This window comes from Micromonospora alfalfae (assembly GCF_022230925.1).
Classification (GTDB): Bacteria; Actinomycetota; Actinomycetes; order Mycobacteriales; family Micromonosporaceae; genus Micromonospora; species Micromonospora alfalfae.
In genome coordinates this window covers 1-19,199 of sequence record NZ_JAKKFH010000014.1, presented here as the reverse complement: position 1 = coordinate 19,199, position 19,199 = coordinate 1, and the positions used below count along the sequence as shown (strand labels likewise).

Genomic DNA, 19,199 nt, shown 5'->3' with positions numbered 1-19,199 from the left:
GGCGGTGCCAGTGACGGGGGAGAGGGCCATGACCTTCAGTGAGAGCGTGCGTTCGGCGTTTCGGCGGGGCGAGACCGACGCCGTGGTGCGGATGAGCGAGGCCGAGATCGAGCGGGCGCAGGCGGCCGGCGACCCGGCGGGCGAGGTCGAGGCCCGGTACAGCCTCGCCCGGGTCGCCATTCGCGGCGGTGACCTGCCGGGCGGAGAGGCCCGGGCCCGGGAGGCACTGGAGGTGGCGCTGCGCTCCGGCGACCGCAGCCTTGAGGAACGGCCGAGGCACGTGCTGGCTGGCGTCGCGCGGATGTCCGGCGACCTGCTCCGCGCCCGGGACCTGTACCGGGAGAGCATCGCGCTCAACGAGGCGCTCGGCCAACCCGAGACGGTCAACTCCGAATATCACAACCTCGCATTCTGCGAGCTGGGGCTGGGCAACCTCGACGTGGCGCGGACGCTGTTCGCCGAGAACCGCGAGCGGGTGTTCGACAACGGGTGGGCCGACTTCGTGCCGTACGTCTGCGTCGCCGGCGCCGCGCTCGCGACCGCCGAGGGGGACCACTCCCGCGCGGCCCGGATGATCGGCGTCGCGGACGCCGCGTTCGCGGCGCTCGGCCAGGTGCCGGACCCGGACGACGCGGCGGACCTCGCCCGGATGCGCGCCGCAGCGACCGTGGCGCTCGGCCCGACCGACTTTGACCAGCAGTACGCCGTGGGCCAGCACCTCGAACCGCGGGCGGCCTTCGACGTCTAGGCGGCCTCGGGTGCGGTCGAGGCTCGGGCGGCGGTGATGGTCCGTCCCCGCTCCGACTCCGGGAAGCGGTCGAGCATGGCGCGTACCTCGTCGGCGCTCACGTTGGCGCCGAACAACTCGCTGCCCGGTTCGAGTCGTACCCCCTCGGCCAGCGGGCCGGCGACGACCGGATCGAAGCCGAGCGCGTCCACCAGGGCCGCGACCTCGGTGAGGTCGGCGTTGTCGTCGCCGGCGATCGCGATGGCCTTGCGGCCGCTCGTCCCCGCCGGCCGCGCCTCGTCCTCCAGGTCGTGATAGCCCATGTGGTTGAACGCCTTCACGACGCGTGAGCCGGACAGGAACGCCTGGACGGTCTCGCTCGACGAGGTACGCGGGTTGGTGAGGTCGTCACGGACGCCGTCGATCTCCCACCAGTAGTTCATGGCGTCGACGACGAGCTTGCCGCGCAACGCCTCGGCGGGAACGCTGCGGTACTTGCCCAGGGGCAGGGCGAGGATGACGACGTCGGCGTCGGCTGCCGCGTCGACAGCCGTGGTGGCCTCGGCCCCCGGCGCGAGGACCTCGACGGTGAGGGCGATCTTCGCCGGGTCGCCGGAGCCGGCCACCCGTACCCGGTAGCCGGCGGCGACGGCGAGCCGGGCGAGCACCGTGCCCACCTTGCCGGCCCCGAGGATGCCGATGGTCGCCGGCCGGCTCCGGTCGTTGTCGAACATGGTCGTCCTCTCGCGTGGGAAGTGCTGATCAGGCCAGCAGGTCGCGGACCATGGGGATCACCTTGGAGCCGTAGAGTTCCACGGCGCGCATCCGGGCGCTGGCCGGTTGCGCTCCGGCCGAGTAGATGAGGTCGAACCGGCCGACGCCGAGGCTGCGGATCGCACGGGCCATCCGGCGGGCCACCGTCTCCGGTGAACCGATGTAGAGGGAGCCGTTCTCCACCTCGGAGTCGAACTCCTGACGGCGGATCGGCGGCCAGCCCCGCAGTTTGCCGATCCGGTCCCGCATGATCCGGTAGTGCGGCCAGTAGATCTCCTTGGCCTGCTCGTCGGTGTCGGCGATGAAGCCCGGCGAGTGCATGCCGACCGGGTGCGCGGTCGTGCCGAGCTGGTCGGCCGCCCGGCGGTACAGGTCGATGTAGGGCGCGAAGCGCTCGGGGGCGCCGCCGATGATGGCCAGCATGAGCGGCAGCCCGTACTGGGCGGTGCGGACGACCGACTGCGGTGAGCCACCCACACCGACCCAGGTGTCCAGGTGACCCGATTCGGTCTTCGGGAACACGTCGGCGTTCTCCAGCGGGGCACGCAGGGTGCCGCTCCAGGTGACCGGCTTCTCGTCCAGCAACTTGACGAACAGTTCGATCTTCTCCTCGAACAGCGTGTCGTAGTCGCGCAGGTCGTAACCGAAGAGCGGGAAGGACTCGGTGAACGATCCGCGACCGAGGATGACCTCGGCTCTGCCGTTCGACAGCGCGTCCACTGTGGCGAAGCGCTGGAACACCCGTACCGGGTCGTCCGAACTCAGCACTGTCACGCCGGAGGCCAACCGGATCCGTGAGGTGCGGGTGGCGATTCCGGCCAGCACCGTCTCCGGCGTGGAGACCGAGTACTCCGGCCGGTGGTGCTCGCCCAGGGCGATGACGTCGACCCCGAGTTGGTCGGCGAGCACCGCCTCGTCGACGACCTGCCGGATCGCCGCCGCGTGGGAGACGAGCTTGCCGGCGTCGTCCTGCGGTACATCGCCGAACGTGTCCAGGCCGAACAGCAGATCAGACATGGTTGGGCTCCTTAGCCAGCAGCTCCCGGACCCGCGGCGCGACCTCACTGCCCAGCAGTTGGATGGTGCGCGCGCGTGCCTCGCGGGGCAGGTGCATGATGTCGTACTTCAGGTCGAAGCGGCTCAGCCGCAGGTCGCGAGCGACAGTGGCGATCTTCTGCGCCACCGTCTCGGGTGAACCGACGAAGAGCGCCCCGTGGTCGATTTCGGCCTCGTAGCGCGCGCGGTCCGGTTTGTAGAAGCCGCGTTCGGCGGCCAGGGCCGCCACGACCGGCTGCCAGTATCGCCACCACGTCTCCACCGCCTCCTCGTCGGTGTCTGCGACAAGGCCGAGTGAGTGCTGCCCGATTGGCTGCAGGGTATGCCCGAATTGTTCGAGCGCCCTGGTGTAGAGGTCGACGTGGCCGGCGAAGCGCTGGGGACGCCCGCCGATGATCGCCAGCATGAGCGGACGTCCGTGCCGGGCGGCGCGGATCACCGAGTTCGGGCTTCCCCCGACACCGATCCAGGTCGGGATGCCGCCGGGCCGCATCCGTGGGTGCAGGCGCTGGGCGGTCAGTGGGCTTCGTACCGTGCCGGACCAGGTGACCGGTTCGTCCTGCTGGAGTCGCAGGAAGAGGTCCAGCTTCTCCTCGAACAACCGCTCGTAGTCGGCCAGGTCGTAACCGAACAGCGGAAACGACTCAGTAGCGGATGCGCGCCCGAGGACGATCTGGGCGCGGCCGCCGGAGACGGCGTCGAGGGTGGAGAACTCGTGGTAGAGCCGTACCGGGTCGTTGGTGCTGAGCACTGTGACCGAGGTGCCGAGGCGAATTCGCTCGGTCGCCGTAGCGACCGCCGCCAGCAGCACCGGTGTCGCGGAGTCGTTGTGGCCCTCGCGGTAGTGCTCACCGACGCTGAACACGTCGAGTCCGGCCGACTCGGCGAGCCGTGCCTCGTCCACCAGTAGCCGTACGGTCTCGGCGTCGCTCAGCACCCGGTCGCCGTCGGTGGCCACCTCCCCGAACGAGTTGAGCCCCAGCTCGAAGTCTGCAGCTGCCATCGTCTCCTCCTCGTGCAATCCGCCGGCGACCCACGGGAGCGGACCTACCGGTTGACGTGTCAATGATGCTAACTTGACGATTGACACGTCAATTCCCGGGAGAGTGCGATGACGGAGGCCACACCCGGCCGGCGGGGCGGACGCCAGCTTCCGACCGCCGACGAGCTACGAATCTGGCGGGACTTCATCGAGACGACGGCAGCGCTCGGCTCCCGGCTCGAGTCCCGCCTACAGGGCGACTCCTCGCTCTCGAGCGGGGACTACTCGGTGCTCCTCGCCCTCAGCGAGGCGGAGGGCGAGGCGATGCGGTCGTCCGAACTCGCCTCGCACATCGGGTGGGAGCGGAGCCGGCTCTCCCACCACCTCGGGCGGATGGAGCGGCGCGGCCTCATCCGCCGCCAGGAGTGCGCCACGGTTCCCCGTGGGGCGGAGGTGCTGCTCACGACGGCGGGCGCCGAGGCGTTCAGGGGAGCCACCTATCCCCACCTGCGCGCCATCCGGGAGCTCTTCGTCGACGCCCTCACCCCGGATCAGATCGTCGCGGCGGGCGAGATCGCCGCGGCGCTGCGAGCGCAGCTCGACGCTCTGCGCACGCAGTGACGCACCGGGACACCTTCCCGGCGATATCGCATCCATAACGGCGAGTGTTCGGGCGATTGCCGAGAGCTATGTTCGGGTGGTCCAATCCTCCAGGAACCCGCCAATCCGCCTGCCCTGGCTGAGACGGCGACGGGTGCCGCCCCGGGAGGTACGACCATGATCGAGACCGCCACCGCAGAGGCTCGCCGCGTTCGACCGGGCCAACCCGGCCCTGCGCGCACGGAGTCGGTGCTGCCGGAGCTGCGGGAGATGTGGTGGGAGACGGGGGTGCGGGCGCGCGCGGAGGCCGGCGTCTTCGCCGTCTTCGCGGAGCTGCCCAGGCTCGTCTGGACAGCCATCGGTATCAGTTGGCGCGCGGACCGGCTCCGTACCGGTGTGGTGGCCGTGGCCACCGTCGGCGCGGGGGTGATGGCCGCCTTCGGCCTGTTGGCCACGCAGCGGGTGTTGGTGGAACTGTTCGCCGGAGGACCCACCGCCGACAAGGTACGGGCGGCGCTGCCCGCGCTGGCCGTGCTGGCGGCGACGGTCGCGCTCCGCGCCGGGATGGGCATCGCCACCGGGTACGCGCAGAACGGGTTGACGCCCCGGGTGAGCCGTGAGGTGGAGCGGGGCCTGTTCGAGGTGTCCACAGCGGTCCGGTTGGAGGCGTTCGACGCCGACGCGTTCGCCGATGACATGGAACGCGCCTCGCGGGGCACCGAGTCGACGATCGGGCTGGTGCAGGCGTCGATGAACCTGCTCGCCGGGCTGGCCGGGCTGCTGGCCGTGGCGGCCGCCGTCATCGTCATCCATCCGCTGCTGCTGCTGGCGCTGCTTGTCGCCACGGTGCCCAACGCGTGGGCGTCGTTGCGGGCCGGGCATCTGCGCTACCAGACGTACACCACCGGATCGGTGCGCCGACGTCGACTGTGGCTGCTGCACAAGTTGATGGCCGAACGTGCCTCGGCCCCGGAGTTGCGCTCCTACGGGCTGCGCCGGTTCCTGCTCGACCAGTACGACCGGGTGATGCAGGTGGAGACCGACATCCAGCTCGCCCTCGCCCGGCGGGTCACCACGACCACCACTGTCGGCGCCATCGTCGGCGGCCTTGCGACCGGCACCGTCTACGCCCTGCTCGGAATGCTGCTCCTCGACGGGCAGATCCCGCTCGCCGCCGCCGCGACCTGCGTCATCGCGGTGCAGTCGGCGCAACGGTCCCTGGCCATCGCCACCTTCCAGGTCGACCACGTCTACACCGAGGGGCAGCACTTCGGCGACTACACCGGTTTCATGACCCGTGCCGACGCGTACCTACCGACCGGCACCGGGCCCGTTGCCGCCGCCGATCCGGACCGGCTGCGGGAGTTGACGGTCGACGAGGTCAGCCTGCGCTACCCCGACCGGGACGACCCCGCCGTCGACGGCGTCACGTTGACGATCACCGCCGGGCAGACTGTCGCGTTCGTCGGGGAGAACGGCTCGGGCAAGACGACACTCGCCGCGATGATCGCCGGCCTTCGCGCCCCCACCGAAGGCAGCATCGAGTGGAACGGCCGCCCGTTGTCGGACTGGAACGTCGACGGGCTGCGTGCCCGGATCGCCGTGGTGACGCAGGAATACCACAAGTGGCCGTTCACCGCGGCCACCAACATCGCCATCGGCGACGTCGACAGCGAGGCCCGGCAGGATCGCATCGAGGCCGCCGCCGGCCGCGCCGTCGCCCACGACATGATCAACGAGCTTCCGCACGGGTACGAGACACTGCTCGACCGGACCTTCGCGCGCGGCCAGGACCTCTCCGGTGGGCAGTGGCAGCGCATCACCGCAGCTCGCGGGTTCCTGCGCGACGCCGAACTGCTGATCATGGATGAGCCGTCCTCAGCGCTCGACCCCCGGGCCGAGGACGCCCTGTTCCAGACCATCCGGGACCGGAAAGGTCGCGCCACCACGATCCTCATCACGCACCGGCTCGCCAACGTCCGGCACGCCGACCGGATCTTCGTCCTGCACCACGGCCGGCTGGTCGAGGCGGGCACACACGCCGACCTGGTCGCCACCGGCGGTCGGTACGCCGAACTGTTCGCCCTCCAGGCTGCCGGCTACGACGCGAACCTGGCCGAGGGCAACCAACACACCTGAACCGTCCAGTCGGACCTTCTCCCGCTGGATCGCGGGAGGCTAGGCTTCGGCCCATGTCAGGGTGGCGGGGCCGGACGGCGGACGTGGCCCTGGTGCCCGCCGTCGGTCTGGTCGCCGTCACGGGCCTGGTGGTGCAGGCGCGCGGCATCGACACCGCCCCCGAATGGGCGGCGCTGCTGGCGGTGCTGCTCTCCACCGGCGCGTTGTACGTCCGGCGGCGTCATCCGGTGCCGGTGGGCGTCGTGGCGCTGGCTGCCATCGGCGCGTACGGGGCGTTGCTGCACCGGCCCGGTCCGATCATGGTGGTGTTCGTCGTGGCGCTCTACACAGTCGTCGACGAGGGACATCTCGCGGTCGCCATCGGGCTCGGTCTCGCCTCGGTGATCGCCTTCGCCGTTGCGGACAGCTACAACCGGTCCCCGAACACCATGAACGGGGCGACGCTGCTGCACGCCGGTTGGCTCGTCGCGGTCATCGTCGGCGTGACCCGCAACCGCCGTGCCTACCTCGCCGAGGCGCAGGCCCGAGCGGTCGTCGCCGAGCAACGGATGGAGGAGGAGGCCCGGCGGCGGGCCACCGAGGAGCGGCTGCGCATCGCCCGGGAGTTGCACGACGTGCTCGGCCACCACCTGTCGTTGATCAACGTGCAGGCCAGCGCCGCGTTGCACAGACCCGATCCGGTCCGGTCCGAGCAGGCCCTCACCGCGATCAAACAGACCAGCAAGGAGACGTTGAGTGAGTTGCGCGCGACGCTGGGCGCGCTGCGGCAGGCCCCGGCGGTCGTACCCGCACCAGGTCTGCACCGCCTCGGTGATCTGATCAGGACGGCCGCCCGGCCGGAGTTGGAGATCCGCACCGAGCTGGCCGAGACGCTGTCGCTACCGCCGGAGGTCGACCTTGCGGTGTATCGGATCGTCCAGGAGGCGCTCACCAACGTGGCGCGTCACGCGCGTGCCACCGCCGCCGTGGTCAGGGTCCGGCCCGATCACGACGACGTGCTCGTGGAGGTCGAGGACGACGGGACCGGCCAGCCGGGTTCGCCGGGCAGCGGGATCCTCGGGATGCGGGAGCGGGTGCGGGCCCTCGGCGGTTCGCTGACGACTGGCGCGCAGCCGGACGGGGGCTTTCGGGTCTGTGCCCGTCTGCCGATGCGACACGATCCGGCGCCGGTGGGGGAGCAGATGTGATCCGGCTGCTGATCGTCGACGACCAGACCCTGGTACGCGCCGGTTTCCGATCCATTCTCGACGGTGAGGACGGTCTCGAGGTGGTCGGCGAGGCTGCCGACGGATTCGAGGCGGTGCGGCTGGCCCGGCAACTGCGACCCGACGTCGTCCTCATGGACATCCGGATGCCCGGGCTCGACGGCCTGGCCGCCACTGGTGAGATCGTCGCGAACTCCGATGCCCGCGTCATCATTCTGACCACGTTCGACCTTGACGATTACGTCTACGACGCGCTGCGGGCCGGGGCCAGCGGCTTCCTGGTCAAGGACACCGAGCCGGCGGAGTTGATCCACGGGGTGCGGGTGGTGGCCCGGGGCGACGCGCTGATCGCGCCGTCGATCACCCGACGGTTGATCGCCGAGTTCGCGGCCCGAGCCAGGCATCCCGACCCCGGGCCACGACTGGGTGTGCTCACCGAGCGGGAGCGTGAGGTGCTGACGCTGGTCGCCGCCGGCCTCTCCAACGACGAGATCGCGGCGCGGTTGGTGCTGAGCCCGGCGACCGCCAAGACACATGTCAGCCGGATCATGACCAAGGCCAATGCCCGGGACCGAGCCCAGTTGGTGATCCTCGCCTACGAGTCCGGTCTGACAGTGCCTGGTTGGCTCACTCGCTCCTGACCACCGCCGTCGGGTCGTCCGGTACGGCCGCCGACGGGGCAGCCTCCGGGTTGAACGGGATCAGCCAGGCCGGAACCGGTCAGCGTCAGCCCGCCAGGCGGCCGGTGCGGCGCGCGCGAAGCAGGGCCAGCCCACCGAGCACCACGCCGGCCAGCCCGACCACAAGCGCCACGTAGGCCCCGCCCCGCCCGTTGCCCGTGCCGATGCCACTGTCCGAGGTGGCCACCACCAGCCCGCCGAGCGCCATGCTGATCAGCCCCGTCACCAGGGCCAGGACGCCGCCGAGGCTTCCCGAGCCGGTACCGAGGCGATTGGCGGGGCGGGCCAGGGCCCGTCCTCCGATGACAGTGCCGACCAGCCCCAGCAGGGCGGCCACACTGGCACCGAGACGCCCGGAACTCATGGAGAGAGCAGTTGCGGCGGTCGGTTGGGCGGAGAGGTGCGTGGCTGCCGGTGCGGCCAGCTCGATCAGTGCGAGCGGAGCGGTTACGGCGGTGGCGAGCAGGTGACGGACGGACATCATGGATCCCCTCGGTCGCGTGACGGGTACGAGAGGCAGCCTAGGAAGCAAACCCCTGCTGAGTCGTCATGCCGGAGTTGCCGATGGGCCTACCACCCGGGATGTACGCGCTCGGGACGTCGTACCGCAGCGGTTGTCTCTACCGTCCAGCGCATCACGGCGTTGGGGAGCCGCCCTCCGATCTGGGCTCCAGCACCACCACTGTGGTTTCCGACGATCGCCGCGCCGCGTGGGCGTCGAAGTTCTTGTCGGAATCGCGCCAACGGGGCCACAGCCGCGACCGCTCGTCGTCGGTGGCGGCACGGGCGCGGACCAGTCGCCGCCCGTCGGGCAGATCGACTGACGCATCCGGGCGGGCCTGGAGGTTGAGCCACCAGGCGGGTGCGCCCTCGCCCCACCCGTTCATCGCCACCCCGACCAGGTTCGGGCCATCCTCGAAGTAGGCGATGATGACGCTGCGCTGCTGACCGGTGCGGCGGCCGACAGTGGTCAGCCGCAGCGTGCCCCACCGGTGCTCGCGCGGTCGCCACAACCCGACCCGGCTGCCGGTGACCCGGTACAGGCCCCGGTGCACCGACCATGCCAACCGGATGAACCACCGCGGCGGAAGCCACGGTGCCTTCGTTGCCTGACCGTCCGACATGACGACCTCCTCCACCGACCGACGATGACGGCCCGACTGGCTGCCGCCGAGTTCGGCGACGCCCACTGTGGACCGTGATCCTCAAGTCTTCCGGCGGGAGCGCGACTCGCGTCCGGGTGTCCAAGATTCGACTGAGGATCGAACCGATCGGTGGAAGCCCCGCTTCGATGGCGGGCCTGTCACCCCTGCCAGGCGTCGATGGCGCGGACGCCGTCGCGGACGACCCGGTCCAGGATGGCGGGGTTGCCGCTGGCGCCCTCCCACCCCTGGTCGTCGAAGACCGTCACCGTGCTGTCGACCCGGGCCACGGCGATCTGGCTGGACGCGGTGCCGCCGGTGCGTTCGCCGTTCAGGCTCGTCTCGGGCCAGGTGCGGGTCAGCAGCAACGCCTCGTCGCCGACCCCGGGCAACGCCTGACTCTTGACGGTGACGCGGTTTCCGGACTGGTCGTACGAGGGACACGCCTGCACCGCGGTGCGGAGCCGGCCCAGGTAACCCGAGGCGCCGTCGCCGTCGAAAGTGAAGATGGTCTGGTGGATCATCCCCTGCGGCACGTTGCTGGAGGGCTCGCCGGCCTTCTGGTAGGTGACTGTCATCGCGGCGCTCGCGGTGACCTGCCGGCCGCCGGTGCCGAACTCGTTGTCGCACAGCTTCGGCAGGGCCTCCTCGACCGGCGTCGTCCGTCGAGGAGACTTGCGCAGCTCGGCGGGCAACTCGACGAAGGCCGAGGTCGGGATGGTCACCGGGGTGCTCGCGCTCGGCGATGGCGCGTCTGTCGGGGGCGCTGACGCCGACGCGGTCGCCGGTGCGGTGGTCGCCGGGGCAGAGCCGGGCGGGTCCTCGGTGGCGGTGCAGGCGGCGGCCAGCGCGACGGTGCCGAGCAGCGCGAGCGCGCGTCGCGTACGGGCCATCGGCAGTGGTGTGTATCGGCTCATCATCACCCCTCGTCTGTCCCGAGGCAGTTCCCTGCGCCGAGTCGACCGAAACGACGTCCAGGTCGGTGCGGGGCGACGTCGGCGATCCGTCGCCCGAGCGCGCTGACCTGTTTCCCGCGACCGACGGATCGAGCCGCCGCTTCGTCACTGGTCTGATGAGCTACGGGAGAGCCGGCTGCTGCTGGCCGAGCTGACCGCCCGGACCCTGCGGCAAGGGCTGCACCTGCTGGGCATCCGCACGTTGGAGCGGATGTGACGAGCCGGCCTTCCGGCCCGGTCAGCGGGCCCTCTTCGTGGCCCGCTTCCTGGGCGGCGTCAGGAGGTCGGCGATCTGCGCGATCGCGGCGGGCACCAGGCGGTAGTACGCCCAGACCCCGCGCTTGTCGCGTTCGAGTAGGCCGGCCTCGGTGAGGATCCGAAGGTGATGACTCACCGTCGGCTGGGAGAGATTGAGCGCCGCGGTGAGGTCACTCACTGACGCCTCACCTTCCGGCGCGGACTGGATCAGGCTGAGCAACCGGAGTCGCGCCGGATCGGCGAAGGCCTTCAGCACCCCCGCTAGCCGCTCGGCATCGGCCCGCTTGATGGGATCGCCGGTGAGCGGCGAGATCGCAGGCATGGCAGTTTTCGCAGTTCCCACGCCTGCCATAGTGACACCAACACCATCAATAAACCGGCAGATCCGGCACCAGCCCTCCGATGGCGTCCGGATGGCGCAACGGAACCACCGAACGTGAGTCGAACCTCGACGTCCGTGGTGGCACACGGGCCGTGTGGAGCTTCGGGAAGCTCCACACGGCCCTGGGCGTCAGCGGCGGGGTTTGGGTGCGATGCGGGGCAGGACGTACGGTGGCCCCGCGAAGATCAGGTCGGACTTCAACTCCTGGTACGCGCGCTTGGGCTGGTAGTTCTCGTCGTAGATGGTGGCCAGGCCCTCCGGCGGGTCGTCGAACCAGCCCGGCACCCACGAATGGTTGTCACTGAAACCCCAGACCGTGTACGACAGGCAGCTCCGCACGGCGAGGCACGCCTTCATCAGCACACTGAAGTTGGCGGCCGACGCCTGTAGCCGGGGGTTGATCTCCTCCGAGTTGCCCGCCTGGACGCCCTCGGTCAGCTGGCTGCGGACGTCGACCTCGGTGAACGCGGTCGCGACGCCGAGCCCGCTGAACTTCTTCAGCGCGGCGGTCACCTGGAGGGTGTCGAAGTTGCCGTACTGGGTGCCCAGGTGGCCCTGGGAGCCGACGCCGTCGATCGGGACGCCCTGGGCGCGCAGGCTCTTGGTCATGTCGTACACGAACTGGGTCTTGTCGTCCGCCGGGTTGCCCGAGCCGAACGCCTCGATGTTGTAGTCGTTGTAGAACAGCAGGGCCTTTGGGTCGGCGGCCCGCGCCCAGCGGAACGCGTCGGCGATGTAGCCGGGCCCGAGGTTCTGCGCCCAGAAGCCCTTGTAGTGCAGGGTCGACGGGGTGTCCCACGGATCGCTGACCGCCTCGTTGACCACGTCCCACTGCCAGATCTTGCCCTTGTAGCGGTTCACGACTGTGGTGATGTGCTTGCGCAGCAGCTCGCGCAGCTCCTGCTTGCTGATGGAGCCGTCGGCGACGCCGCTGGTCAACCAGGCGGGCAGCTGGTTGTGCCAGACCAGCACGTGACCGCGCACGCTCTGCCGGTTGCGCTTGGCGAAGTCGACGAACTGGTCGGCCGGCCCCCAGTTGTAGCTGCCGCGGGTCGGCTCCAGGCTCTCCCACTTCATCACGTTCTCGGCGGTGACCGAGGCGAACTCGGAGGAGGCCAGCTTGCGGTACTGCGGGTCGCTGGCGTCATTGAGGGCATCCATGTTGACCGCGGTGCCGACGTGCAGGCCGTGGCGCAGGCCGAGGGTGCCGAGGCTCTGCGTCGTGGGGTCGTACTGTCGACTCGCTGTCGCCGGCACCGTGTTCAGCGTGGCGATGGTCGCGACGGCGACCAGGCCGACTGTCGACCACTGTCTCAACTTCATGTGCCTTCCCTTCCAGACGATCAATAGATGAATGTCGATCTAGGAGGTGAGGGTCCGGTATTGGTGGGGTGGAGACGCGAGCTGGTGGGGTGACGCCGGTAGTTCCGGCCGGAAACCGGAAACTCGCTCGAAACGTTAAGCCGATCTATGTCTGGGCGTCAACGCTGAAAACTTCCGGAAATTCATCACATGACCTGCGTACCGCTGAGCGGCTGGCGGTCGAAACTTCCGGAGGCCGGCGATCGGCGATGGGTTCGCGCGGTGAGGTCAACGCGGCGCACGACACCAGGCACCGTCGACCCGGTGGCCGACGATGCCTGGTGGCGCTACGGAAGAGTGATCAGCGCAGACCGGCGAAGAGGTCGTCCTCGGGGGTCGGCGCGCCCGTCCGGTCCCGGACCCGCACGAAGGTCTCCACGCCCATCAGCTCGGTGAACCGCTCCTGGCCCAGTTGCAGGAAGAAGATGTTCTCGGTCTGACTGGCGTGAGTGGCCAGCGCGTCGAACTTCTGCGCGCCGTACTTGCTCGTGTCGACCCAGGTGGTGATCTCGTCGTCGGGCAGGCCGAGCTGCGGCACCGGCTCCCCTGCCGAGTCCGGCTCGGCCCAATCGACGCCGAGCTCCTTCATGATCCGACCGAACTCCGCGAACGCCGTACGCGGCACGGTGGTCCAGTAGACCTTCGCGGGGACGTCCGTCTGCTCGACGGCGGCCATGGTGATCCGATGGGCCTGGATGTGGTCCGGGTGGCCGTAGAAACCGTTCTCGTCGTACGTGACGATCACGTCCGGCTGGTACTGCCGAATCAGCTCGGCGAGTCGGGCCGCCGCCTCCGCCACCGGCGTCGTCCAGAACGCGCCGGGCTGGTCGTTGGTGGGCCAGCCCATCATCCCGGAGTCGGCGTAGCCGAGGGTCTCCAGGTGGGTGACGTTCAACGTGGCGCAGCTGGCCTCCAGCTCGGCCTGGCGCATCGCCACCACAGCGGCCGGGTCGTGCCCCTCCTCGCCCGGCTTGACCCCACCCGGACCGTCCCCACATCGCCCGTCGGTGCAGGTCACAAGGACTGTGGTGACCCCCTCGGCGGCATAGCGGGCAAGCACGCCGCCGGTGCTCGTCGCCTCGTCGTCGGGGTGGGCGTGCACCGCCATCAGGGTCAGAGGTCGCTCAGCCATGCCACCACCCTACGGTCATCCGGCTACGGCCCCACGACCTGCACCGGGAACGAGGCGGTCCTCGTCACACCGACCACCGAGTAGGACACGATGACGGTCCGCGCACCTGCGGTGGTGCTGTCGTACCCCGAGAGCGTGTACCCGCCGTGGCCGTGCTCCAGCACCTCGTCCCGCATCCCGTCGGTGTAGTCGGCGGTGACCACGAGCCCCGTGCGGTCCAGGGGCTCGCCGACGGCGTACGTGGTCCTGGTCGGTGGCTTCCGCACCGCGACGCTCGTCGGGTCGGCACCCCGCATAGCGGCATGCTCCGCCTGGGTGAGGGCGAAGACGGTCCCGTGGCGCAGCACGCCGTCCGCCAGGTCGTATGCCGGCTTCCGACTCCAGTCGATGGGCGTCCAGTCGCCCGACGCGAGGTCCGCGCTCCAGTACGGGTGCAACTGCTCCTCCAGGTGCCCACCGGAGGGCGAATCGGCCCAGATCTGGTCGGCCCAGAGGTAGTAGCCCTCTCCGCGTACGTCACAGGGGTTCGCCTTGACCACCATCGGCGCTTCGGCGTAGGTGGTGTTCATCCTCCGGTGGGTGATGCAGCTCGCCACCAGTTCCCACTCGTCAGGGGGAGCGAGGATGGCTGTCGACCGCTCCTGATAGATGTCCTGCGCGCCGCACGACGGGACGTACGGTGTGACCCCGACGCCAGTGGCCGTCCGGTCGCTGACGAAGCGGTGGTAGGACCCGTCCGTGTCGTCCCGGATGATCATCGCGTCCAGCGCCCCGTGGTGGGGCCGGCCGCACATCACCTGCGCCGGGGTGAACGTCACGAAATCTCGCGTGGTGCTGTAGAGGGTCTGGTTCCTCGTGAGCGGGAAGCGGCCACGCGGGTCGGTGCGCTCCGGTGTGTAGTAGGTGCCGGGGGCGTACATCGACGACGTCCAGTAGACGACGTAGGCGCCGATCGACTCGTCCCAGATGGCCTCCGGGGCGAACGCCATGCCTGCCTCTTCCGGGGCGACCAGCACGTGTCGCTGCTCGGACCAGGTCCGCAGGTCGGTGGACTCCCACACCTCGATGTGCCGGCTCGCGCCGCTCTGCGCCCAGTCCCAACCCCGCCACCCGTACGACCGGCCATCGACGTTCAGGTCGGTGGCGACGAGGTAGAACCGGTCCCCCTCCGGGGAGCGGACGATCGACGGGTCGCGGATGGCGTGCATGCCAGCGCGGGACCGCAGCACCGCCTGCCCGTCGTTGACGGCTGCCCAACTGGTCGGATCGTTTCCGATGCTCGCGGCAAGGTAGAGCTGTTGCCCCGCCTGGCTGTTGGATCGGGCGAAGTTCGCCATGCCGTAGCGCGAGAACGGAGCCAGCGCGACAGCGGGGCGCACTGTCAACACGAAGTCCCGGCGCGCCTCGACGGCGTCGACCCGGATCCGGGCCGTCATGGTCACCTCCGTCGCGGCGGCCCCGACCGGCGGACGGGTGACGACACCAGCGGCGCTCGCGCCGTCCGCCCGATCGGACACGACGTCGGGATTCGACGACGTCCATCCGATCGCAGCACCAGTCGCCGTCGCCGTCGGCAGCGTCACGTTCCCGCGTACGTCGTCAGCGTTGCGGATCGTGATCTCGGCCAGCGCCCGGTCCGCGCCCGCGCCCGCGGTGGTCTCCTCGCCCCGTGCCACCCGGACCCCCCTCCGCCACCACCTGACGCACCAAAGCGGGCATCGTACCCAGTTCGGCATCCGTCGGGCGGTCCTCGTGTGAACGGCTCTCACGCTCCGGGCAGGTCGTTAGATTCGGGCGTGATCGGCACATCCGAGCAGGTCCGGACGCGGGGGAAGTCGATGGCAAGGACCGCTGGCGGGTTCACTGACCTGCGACAGGTCGAGGCCGGTGTGCTGAACGTCGGATACGTGGACGCCGGGCCGCCCGACGGGGACGCGGTGATCCTCCTGCACGGGTGGCCCTACGACATCCACAGCTTCGCCGACGTCGTGCCGCTGCTCACCGCCGCCGGTCACCGGGTCGTCGTACCGTACCTGCGGGGCTACGGCACGACCCGGTTCCTCTCCGACGACACCATGCGAAACGGCGAACCGGCGGCCATGGGTCTCGACCTCATCGCCCTGATGGACGCCCTGAACATCGACACCGCGAAGCTCGCCGGGTTCGACTGGGGCGCGCGGACCGCCGATGTCGTCGCCGCGCTGTGGCCCGAACGCTGCCGAGGGCTGGTCTCGGTCAGCGGTTACCTGATCGACGGGCAGAAGTCGGGCACGGTCCCGTTGCCGCCGAAGGCAGAGTTCGCGTGGTGGTACCAGTACTACTTCGCCACCGAACGCGGTCGGGAAGGCTACGACAAGAACCGGCGCGACTTCGCCAAGCTGATCTGGCACACCGCGTCGCCCAGATGGACGTTCGACGACGCGACGTTCGACCGCAGCGCGGCGGCGTTCGACAACCCCGACCACGTCGACATCGTCATCCACAACTACCGCTGGCGGTTGGCCCTCGCCGACGGTGAGCCGCAGTACGAGGAGATCGAGGAGCGCCTGGCCGCGAAGCCGAAGATCACGGTGCCCAGCATCTCCCTGGAGGGGGATGCCAACGGCGCGCCGCACCTGGAGCCCACCGTCTACGGCAAGCAGTTCGCCGGCCCGTACGAGCACCGGACCGTCGGGGGCGGTGTCGGGCACAACCTGCCGCAGGAGGCGCCGCAGGCATTCGCGGACGCGGTGCTGGAGGTCTGAGTCGCTAGCCTCCCGGTCGCCGGGGCGTCGGGCGTTCCACCCGCACCGGATCGCCACGGACCAGCCCGTCGTGGATGCGCCACCGGGCGGTGGTGACGGCCCGCCGCGCAGCCTTGTCGCCCTGCTTGATGCGGTGGCGCAGCAGGTCCAGGGCGATCCGGCGGTTGAGGCTGAACTGCCGCTCCTCGTCCACCACGACCACCAGGCCCGAAGGACGGTGCGTCGCGCGTACCGCAGTGCTGGCCTTGTTCCGGTGCTGACCACCCGGCCCGCCGGTGCGGCAGGCGACGATGTCGACGTCCGCCTCGCGGAACGTCGTCGGCCGAGCGGCGCGTTCGGGCGGCTGGGCGGTGACGTACCAGTTCTTCCGGCCGATGCCCGACCGGTACGGGCTCGGGGCCTGCCAGCACAGCGTCCCGGTCCACGAGGCCGCGAACGCCTCGGCGTCGACGCCGGAGATCCGGATCAGCACCGACCGGTAGGTGCCGGCGCGGTCGCCGGGGACCGCCTCAACCTGCTGGATCGTCAGACCTCGGCCGACGCCCTCGCCCCGCAGGCGGTGCAGCAGTTGACTCAGTGCCCAGGCGCACTCCTGCGGCCCACGCCCGGCTGACAACAGCAGCAACGCGGTCACGAGCGGCCTCGCCGGCCGCGGTGGCCCCGCCGGTCCGGGCGTCCGGCGGACCCGAGGTCGGGCGTCTTGTAGGTGACCACTGGCGTCGTGCTGACCACCGGCGTGGCCAGCCGGTGTTCGACCAGGTCGGCGATCACCTGCTCGATGCGCTTGTACGCGGTGGGCGCCTCCTCGAAGAGCAACTGCCGGTCGCCGCACACCACAAGAGAACCCACAGGGGTACGGCGTAGCTCCTCGACAGTGTGCTTGGCCCGGCCCCGCCGCAGCGCGTCGGCGCGCGACATCTTGCGGCCGGCGCCGTGGGCCACCGAGAAGTTGGCCTCCGGCCCGGCGTGGGCGGCCACCAGATAGGACGCCGTTCCCCGGGTACCGGCGATCAGGACATCGCGCCCGTCACCCGGCGCTGCGCCCTTGCGGTGCAGGTAGACCCCGTCCCGAACCTCGACCAGGTTGTGGCACTGGTCGACGATCGGCGCGGTGGGCTCGGCCCCCAACGCGTGCGCCACCCGGGCGGCCAGCACCCGTCGGTTGAGCGAACCCCAACGCACGGCGTCGTCGTGCATGCCCAGGTAGGCGTCGGGGTCGGGTGCCGCACCAGCGCCGTGGACCTCGGTGTGCGCCCGCAGGATCCGCTCGCCCAGACCACGGGAACCGCTGTGCACGATCAGCACGAGATCGCCCGCGTCGAGCCCCAGCCGGCCTGCGTGCCGTACGTCGAAGACGGTGTCGACGCGGGCCAGTTCCACGAAGTGGTTGCCCCGGCCCACCGTCCCGAGGCCGTCCAGGTGGCCGGCCGGAACGGCATCGTCGACGGCGGCCCAGGCGGGGTCGTCGGCGTCGCGCACCGGGTCGAGCGCCTGGTCGAGGTCGGGGAACCGGGTGGCGAGCCGTTCCGGTACGGCCCGCTTGAGCTTGATCGGAAACACGGCGATGCCGCAGCCGATGTCGGAGCCCACCAGGAACGGGTACAGCACTGTCGACGCCATGGCCGCGCCGATGGGGGCGCCCTTGCCGGGATGCAGGTCCGGCATCGCGGCGACGTGCCGCATGCCGTCCAGGGCGGCGACCTGTTGGCACTGCGCGAGCGCGTCGGACTCGATCCAGCTCGCGGGAGAGGCGAACACCGTGACGGTGGCCGGGGCGGGCGGGGGCAGGGGCTCCCGAGGGAGATGGTGCTGGGACAAGGAGGCTCATCTCTGGCTGCGAACGTGAAAGCGGACGGCGTCACGGCCCCCGGGAGGCATCACCGGTGGCGCGGAGCAGGGGGTGGAGTCCGTCAGTACGTCATGGACGTCACTCTGGCCGAGGCGCGCCAGGCACGACAACCGATTTTCCTTCACGACGTACGCTGCCGCGATGAGCGCACCGCGTCGCATCCTGGTCTACGGGGTGTACGGCTCCGGCAAGTCCACCCTCGCGGCGCGGTTGGCCGAACACCTCGGACTGCCCTGGTATCCGGTGGACGATCTGCTCTGGCAACCGGGCTGGGTCGAGGTGCCGGTCACCCAGCAACGTGGCCGGATCGAGGAGATCTGCCGACGGGACCGCTGGATCATCGACGGGGCGTACCACGGCTGGCGGGATGTCCCGATGGCCCGCGCCGATCTGGTCGTCGGCCTGGACTATCCACGATGGCGTTCGTTCGGGCGGTTGCTCCGTCGTACCGTTCGCCGGGTGGTCACCGGCGAGGTGATCTGCAACGGCAACCGCGAGTCGCTGAGCAGCGTGCTGTCCCCGGACTCGATTCTGGTGTGGCACGTCACGGCCTTCGGCCGCGCCCGGCGGCGAATGCGGGCCTGGCAGGCCGACCCGTCCGCGCCGCCGGTGGTGTTACTGCGCTCCCCAGCGGAGCTGGACGTCTGGCTGGCCGGGCTGCCCCGCCGGTGAGGCCGCGCGAGGCGCGGACGGCCGCCGCGACAGTCAATGGCGAACGCGTCGTCGGCCCGCTCCCGGTGGGGAGCGGGCCGACGACGTGACGTGGCCCGGCCGGGATCACACCGGCCGGGCCACCGATCAGGACTCCAGGCGTCGACGCCGGGCCAGGAAGAACGCGAACGCGCCCAGCACGACCATCACACTCCCGACGCCGGTCAGGGCCGGGACCGCGCCGCTGCCGGTGACAGGCAGGATGGGTTGCTTGCCGCCGCCACCAGGTTGACCGGGTGCCCCAGGGCTGCCTGGTGCTCCTGGTGCTCCGGGGGGCCCGGACGGACCAGGTGCTCCGGGGCTGCCGGGTGCTCCGGGTGCTCCCGGGCTACCTGGTGCGCCAGGCGCTCCCGGGCTACCGGGCGCTCCTGGACTGCCGGGTGCGCCGGGGCTGCCGGGTGCTCCTGGACTGCCGGGTGCGCCGGGGCTGCCGGGTGCTCCTGGACTGCCGGGTGCGCCGGGGCTGCCGGGTGCTCCTGGACTGCCGGGTGCGCCGGGGG

The 19,199-nt window shown here is 70.5% G+C and carries 21 protein-coding genes; 9 read left to right on the top strand and 12 right to left on the bottom strand.

Going from position 1 to position 19,199, the window contains the following annotated elements; translation table 11 throughout:
- Window positions 1-28: 28 nt before the first annotated feature.
- Entirely contained in the window at window positions 29-748 is a 720-nt protein-coding gene (locus MED01_RS13875) for a tetratricopeptide repeat protein (RefSeq protein WP_238668984.1), read from the top strand.
- Here MED01_RS13875 and MED01_RS13870 read toward each other — a convergent pair.
- From MED01_RS13870 to MED01_RS13860, 3 genes are read right to left on the bottom strand one after another with little or no spacing between them, the layout of a single operon-like run.
- Window positions 745-1,461: an NADPH-dependent F420 reductase gene (locus tag MED01_RS13870; protein WP_238668983.1), complete on the bottom strand. Its 717-nt coding sequence runs from the start codon at window positions 1,459-1,461 to the stop codon at window positions 745-747. The two genes, MED01_RS13875 and MED01_RS13870, sit on opposite strands and share 4 nt — an antisense overlap.
- 28 nt (window positions 1,462-1,489) lie before the next feature.
- Window positions 1,490-2,518, bottom strand: coding sequence for an LLM class flavin-dependent oxidoreductase (locus MED01_RS13865; protein ID WP_238668982.1), 1,029 nt, complete (start codon window positions 2,516-2,518; stop codon window positions 1,490-1,492).
- Complete coding sequence (locus MED01_RS13860) at window positions 2,511-3,560, bottom strand: LLM class flavin-dependent oxidoreductase (RefSeq protein ID WP_238668981.1); 1,050 nt, start codon at window positions 3,558-3,560, stop codon at window positions 2,511-2,513. Before MED01_RS13860 ends, MED01_RS13865 begins: the two co-directional genes overlap by 8 nt.
- Before the next feature lie 108 nt (window positions 3,561-3,668).
- On the opposite strand from MED01_RS13860, the gene MED01_RS13855 reads away from it, so the two are divergent.
- From MED01_RS13855 to MED01_RS13840, 4 genes are all read left to right on the top strand, one after another.
- Entirely contained in the window at window positions 3,669-4,160 is a 492-nt protein-coding gene (locus tag MED01_RS13855) for a MarR family winged helix-turn-helix transcriptional regulator (protein WP_238668980.1), read from the top strand.
- Window positions 4,161-4,409: 249 nt separating this feature from the next.
- On the top strand, window positions 4,410-6,278 hold the full coding sequence (locus MED01_RS13850) for an ABC transporter ATP-binding protein (RefSeq protein ID WP_238668996.1): 1,869 nt from the start codon (window positions 4,410-4,412) through the stop codon (window positions 6,276-6,278).
- A gap of 53 nt (window positions 6,279-6,331) precedes the next feature.
- Window positions 6,332-7,465 (top strand): sensor histidine kinase, encoded by a 1,134-nt coding sequence (locus MED01_RS13845; RefSeq protein WP_238668979.1) that lies wholly within the window; start codon window positions 6,332-6,334, stop codon window positions 7,463-7,465.
- A complete protein-coding gene (locus MED01_RS13840) occupies window positions 7,462-8,124 on the top strand; it encodes a response regulator (RefSeq protein WP_238668978.1) in 663 nt (220 codons plus the stop codon). The genes MED01_RS13845 and MED01_RS13840 overlap by 4 nt, the downstream gene beginning before the upstream one ends.
- Window positions 8,125-8,209: 85 nt before the next feature.
- Here MED01_RS13840 and MED01_RS13835 read toward each other — a convergent pair whose 3' ends face one another.
- From MED01_RS13835 to MED01_RS13825, 3 genes are all read right to left on the bottom strand, one after another.
- Complete coding sequence (locus MED01_RS13835) at window positions 8,210-8,644, bottom strand: DUF6223 family protein (protein WP_238668977.1); 435 nt, start codon at window positions 8,642-8,644, stop codon at window positions 8,210-8,212.
- Between the two features lie 154 nt (window positions 8,645-8,798).
- Window positions 8,799-9,287, bottom strand: coding sequence for a nitroreductase/quinone reductase family protein (locus tag MED01_RS13830; protein WP_238668976.1), 489 nt, complete (start codon window positions 9,285-9,287; stop codon window positions 8,799-8,801).
- A 179-nt stretch (window positions 9,288-9,466) separates the two neighbouring features.
- Window positions 9,467-10,222, bottom strand: a complete 756-nt coding sequence (locus MED01_RS13825; RefSeq protein WP_238668975.1) for a hypothetical protein — start codon at window positions 10,220-10,222, stop codon at window positions 9,467-9,469.
- 127 nt (window positions 10,223-10,349) lie between these two features.
- Here MED01_RS13825 and MED01_RS35710 point away from each other — a divergent pair, with 127 nt between their 5' ends.
- Complete coding sequence (locus MED01_RS35710; RefSeq protein ID WP_372493661.1) at window positions 10,350-10,478, top strand: DALR anticodon-binding domain-containing protein; 129 nt, start codon at window positions 10,350-10,352, stop codon at window positions 10,476-10,478.
- Window positions 10,479-10,499: 21 nt separating this feature from the next.
- Here the strand turns inward: MED01_RS35710 and MED01_RS13820 are convergent, their stop codons facing one another.
- The 4 genes from MED01_RS13820 to MED01_RS36090 form a co-directional block, all read right to left on the bottom strand.
- The gene (locus MED01_RS13820; RefSeq protein ID WP_112585316.1) at window positions 10,500-10,841 is read right to left on the bottom strand and encodes an ArsR/SmtB family transcription factor; all 342 of its coding nucleotides are present in this window, start codon (window positions 10,839-10,841) and stop codon (window positions 10,500-10,502) included.
- Window positions 10,842-11,030: 189 nt separating this feature from the next.
- Entirely contained in the window at window positions 11,031-12,224 is a 1,194-nt protein-coding gene (locus MED01_RS13815) for an endo-1,4-beta-xylanase (RefSeq protein ID WP_238668974.1), read from the bottom strand.
- Window positions 12,225-12,564: 340 nt separating this feature from the next.
- A complete protein-coding gene (locus tag MED01_RS13810; RefSeq protein ID WP_238668973.1) occupies window positions 12,565-13,395 on the bottom strand; it encodes a PIG-L family deacetylase in 831 nt (276 codons plus the stop codon).
- 23 nt (window positions 13,396-13,418) lie between these two features.
- Window positions 13,419-15,071 carry an immunoglobulin-like domain-containing protein gene (locus tag MED01_RS36090; RefSeq protein WP_238668972.1) on the bottom strand — a complete coding sequence of 551 codons (1,653 nt, stop codon included), beginning with the start codon at window positions 15,069-15,071 and terminating at the stop codon, window positions 13,419-13,421.
- Window positions 15,072-15,233: 162 nt separating this feature from the next.
- Between MED01_RS36090 and MED01_RS13800 the strand changes: the two genes are divergently transcribed.
- Window positions 15,234-16,139, top strand: a complete 906-nt coding sequence (locus tag MED01_RS13800; protein WP_238668971.1) for an alpha/beta fold hydrolase — start codon at window positions 15,234-15,236, stop codon at window positions 16,137-16,139.
- Between the two features lie 4 nt (window positions 16,140-16,143).
- Here MED01_RS13800 and prfH read toward each other — a convergent pair whose 3' ends face one another.
- Window positions 16,144-16,773, bottom strand: coding sequence for a peptide chain release factor H (prfH, locus tag MED01_RS13795; protein WP_238668970.1), 630 nt, complete (start codon window positions 16,771-16,773; stop codon window positions 16,144-16,146).
- Entirely contained in the window at window positions 16,770-17,957 is a 1,188-nt protein-coding gene (locus MED01_RS13790) for an RNA ligase RtcB family protein (protein WP_238668969.1), read from the bottom strand. The genes prfH and MED01_RS13790 overlap by 4 nt, the downstream gene beginning before the upstream one ends.
- Before the next feature lie 172 nt (window positions 17,958-18,129).
- Here MED01_RS13790 and MED01_RS13785 point away from each other — a divergent pair, with 172 nt between their 5' ends.
- Together MED01_RS13785 and MED01_RS13780 are read left to right on the top strand one after the other, a co-directional pair.
- Window positions 18,130-18,660, top strand: a complete 531-nt coding sequence (locus MED01_RS13785; RefSeq protein WP_238668968.1) for a P-loop NTPase family protein — start codon at window positions 18,130-18,132, stop codon at window positions 18,658-18,660.
- Window positions 18,661-18,935: 275 nt separating this feature from the next.
- Window positions 18,936-19,199 (top strand): hypothetical protein (locus MED01_RS13780; RefSeq protein ID WP_238668967.1); only part of this gene is annotated, 264 nt, incomplete at its 3' end.